At 69.3% G+C, this 2,661-nt stretch carries 2 protein-coding genes and 1 tRNA gene; 1 reads left to right on the top strand and 2 read right to left on the bottom strand.

Features of this window, described 5'->3' with window-relative positions; translation table 11 throughout:
- Positions 1–107: 107 nt before the first annotated feature.
- The gene (locus tag ACFXA3_RS16685; RefSeq protein ID WP_385187393.1) at positions 108–1,628 is read right to left on the bottom strand and encodes an FG-GAP-like repeat-containing protein; all 1,521 of its coding nucleotides are present in this window, start codon (positions 1,626–1,628) and stop codon (positions 108–110) included.
- A gap of 110 nt (positions 1,629–1,738) precedes the next feature.
- On the bottom strand, positions 1,739–2,386 hold the full coding sequence (locus ACFXA3_RS16680; RefSeq protein ID WP_385187392.1) for a hypothetical protein: 648 nt from the start codon (positions 2,384–2,386) through the stop codon (positions 1,739–1,741).
- A 170-nt stretch (positions 2,387–2,556) separates the two neighbouring features.
- Between ACFXA3_RS16680 and ACFXA3_RS16675 the strand changes: the two genes are divergently transcribed.
- Positions 2,557–2,630, top strand: a tRNA-Met gene (locus tag ACFXA3_RS16675).
- The last annotated feature ends 31 nt before the right edge of the window (positions 2,631–2,661 follow it).

Genomic DNA, 2,661 nt, shown 5'->3' with positions numbered 1-2,661 from the left:
GGGGGCCGCCCCCCCCCGGGGGGGGGGGGGCGGGGGGCGGCTCCGAGCCCGGCGGGCCGGTGTTGGGGGGCCGCGCGTCCGGGTGGGGCGTGGGGTGACGGGCCGGGTCAGCCGACCGTACCGACGGCGACCCAGCCGTTGGGCAGGGGGTCGCCGCCGTTGAAGGCGTAAACGGTGGCCGTGTCGTTGGCACCGGCGACGACGTAGTCGGCGCGGGCGTCGCCGCTGATGTCGGCGAAGTGCACCTTGTCCTTGTCGCTGGTCAGACCGGACGCGAGCTGCCCCGCCCACTGCCAGCCTCCGCGGTTGTCCCCGCCGCGGTTCCAGTACCCGGAGATGGAGCCGTTGGCGGCGATCACCAGGTAGTCGGCACGGCCGTCACCGTCGAGATCGGACAGGCGCACCCGCGAGCGGTCGGAGGTGGCACCGGTGGTCACCTGACCGAGCCCCTGCCAGCCGCCTCCGGTGTCCCCGCCGCGGTTCGCGTACACGGTGAGGGCGCCGTTGTCGGAGAAGACCCCGTAGTCGGTCTTGCCGTCGCCGTCGAAGTCGCTGAAGCGGACCTTGTCCTGGGTGGTCGTGAGGCCCGAGGCGACCTGCCCCACGGCCTGCCAGCCGCCTCCGACGTCGCCGCCGCGGTTGAGGTAGACGACGATGCTGCCGTTGGGGTTGACGAGCAGGTAGTCGGCCTTGCCGTCACCGTCCCAGTCCGCGAAGCGGGCGCGGCTGCGGTCGGTGGTGAGACCGCCCGCGACCCGTACGAGGGTCTGCCCGCCGGCGTCCCCGCCCGCGTTCAGCTTGACGTCGACCTGGCCGTTGTCGGCGATGGTGAACCGGTCCTGGCGGCCGTCGCCGTCCCAGTCGGCCCAGCGCACCCGGTTGGAGCCGCCGGACTCGTTGCCGGTCCGCGGCGTCCTCTTGGTCCAGCCGTCGGTGACGGCCTGCTCCAAGGCGCCGTAGTAGGCGCCCGCGAGCTTGGCGTGGCCCGAGTCCTGGGGGTGCAGACCGTCGAGCATCTCGTCCGGCAGGGTCATCTTGGGCGGCTCGACGAACCGGAAGTGCTGGCCGGCGGCCTGGCGGGAGGCCACCTGTCCGCGTATGACCGAGTTGAAGGTCTTCGTCTGCTCCTCCACGCCGGCGGTGTCCGTCAGCAGGCCGATGCAGATGACGGTGACGCCGGGCCGGTTGTACTGGAGCCGGTCGATGAGCTCGGACAGCTTGTTCGCCGCCGTGACCGGGTCCTCGTTGTACCGCTTGAGGTTGTTGATCCCCAGGTGGAGCAGGACGACGTCCGGGCCGGCCGTGGTCTCCCAGGTGTCGATCTGGGCGCGGATCATGTCGATCGTCCATCCGCTGTGACCCTCATTGTCGGGGTCGGTGATGGGGCCGTTCTTCATCGAGCCGACGAAATCGGGCGCGTACCGGGACTGGCCGGCCATCAGGTCCCACAGGGGTCCGCGGTAGCCGCGGCCGTCGGTGCTACCCGTACCCGCGGTGATGGAGTCGCCGAGCGGCATGATCCTGAGGGCGGGCGGCTGCGGGGCCGCGGTCGCCGGGGCGGCGCCGAGCCCCATGAGGGCGGCCGCGGTGAGCAGGGCGAGGCCGAGTTGAACCCTGGGCTTCTTCACAGGTGTGCTGACTTTCGGTGGAGTGGGTCGAGAAGGCGTTCTCGAAAGGGCATGGCAAGACCCGCCTGCGGTGTCCTCGGGACCGGGCAGGCGTGGGTGCGGTTGCGCGATCAGCCGGTGGCGCTGATCTCGACGAGAACGTGACCCGTGTTCTGCTGGGGTCCTTCACCGAAAGGCGCGTACTGGTTCTTGGCCACGTCGAGGGTGGCCGACAGGTTCTTGCCGGTGAACTTCGCGCTCAGCGGTCGAGCCCCCGTGTCAATGGCGAAGACCTGGTCCAGCTCCAATGCGATCCGTCCGGTGCTGCTGTGGACGGTGAAGCAGTACATGGGATTCTGCTTGGCCGCGGGAGCCGGGTTCGAGTACAGCCGGATCTGCGAAAGGTTGGTTCCGCATTTGTCGAGCGTGATGCCGCCGTTCCCGCTGTTCAGCTTGATGCCGTCCTTGGCGAGGATCGCTGCGGCATCGGGGTACGGGCGGTCCGCGTCCGCCGTGGTGACGGTGCCGACCGACGACGCGGGCGAAGGCTGCCCCACCGCGGTCTGTGCGGGCGCGGGCTCTCCCACCTTGGTCTGCGCGGGCGCGGGCGTCCCGACCTGGGTCTGTGCGGGCGAGGGCAGGGCGGACGGGGTGGCCGCCACGGGCTGGGCGGCCACGGTCTCACCGTGGACGTCGGACGTCGCGACGTAGACGCCGCCGGCTCCGAGCACGAGGACCGCGAGGGCGGCGAGGGCAGGTTGACGCGCGCCAGAAAGCACCGGCAGGAGTCCTTTCGGAAAGACTTGTGAAGATCATGGGTAAAAATTGCGTCGATTCTGATCAATGTCAATCCAATTGTTCGTGACTCATGTCACCGGCTGTCACGAAGGTTCGGCCAGGGGAGGATTTGCATCTCGTCGTGGCCTTCACGTAAAGTCGTGTTTACCGACGCGGGGTGGAGCAGCTCGGTAGCTCGCTGGGCTCATAACCCAGAGGTCGCAGGTTCAAATCCTGTCCCCGCTACTGAATGACGAAATGCGAGACTCGACAACTG

The organism is Streptomyces sp. NPDC059456, assembly GCF_042750055.1.
Classification (GTDB): Bacteria; Actinomycetota; Actinomycetes; order Streptomycetales; family Streptomycetaceae; genus Streptomyces.
This window is presented reverse-complemented; position numbering and strand designations above follow the sequence as displayed.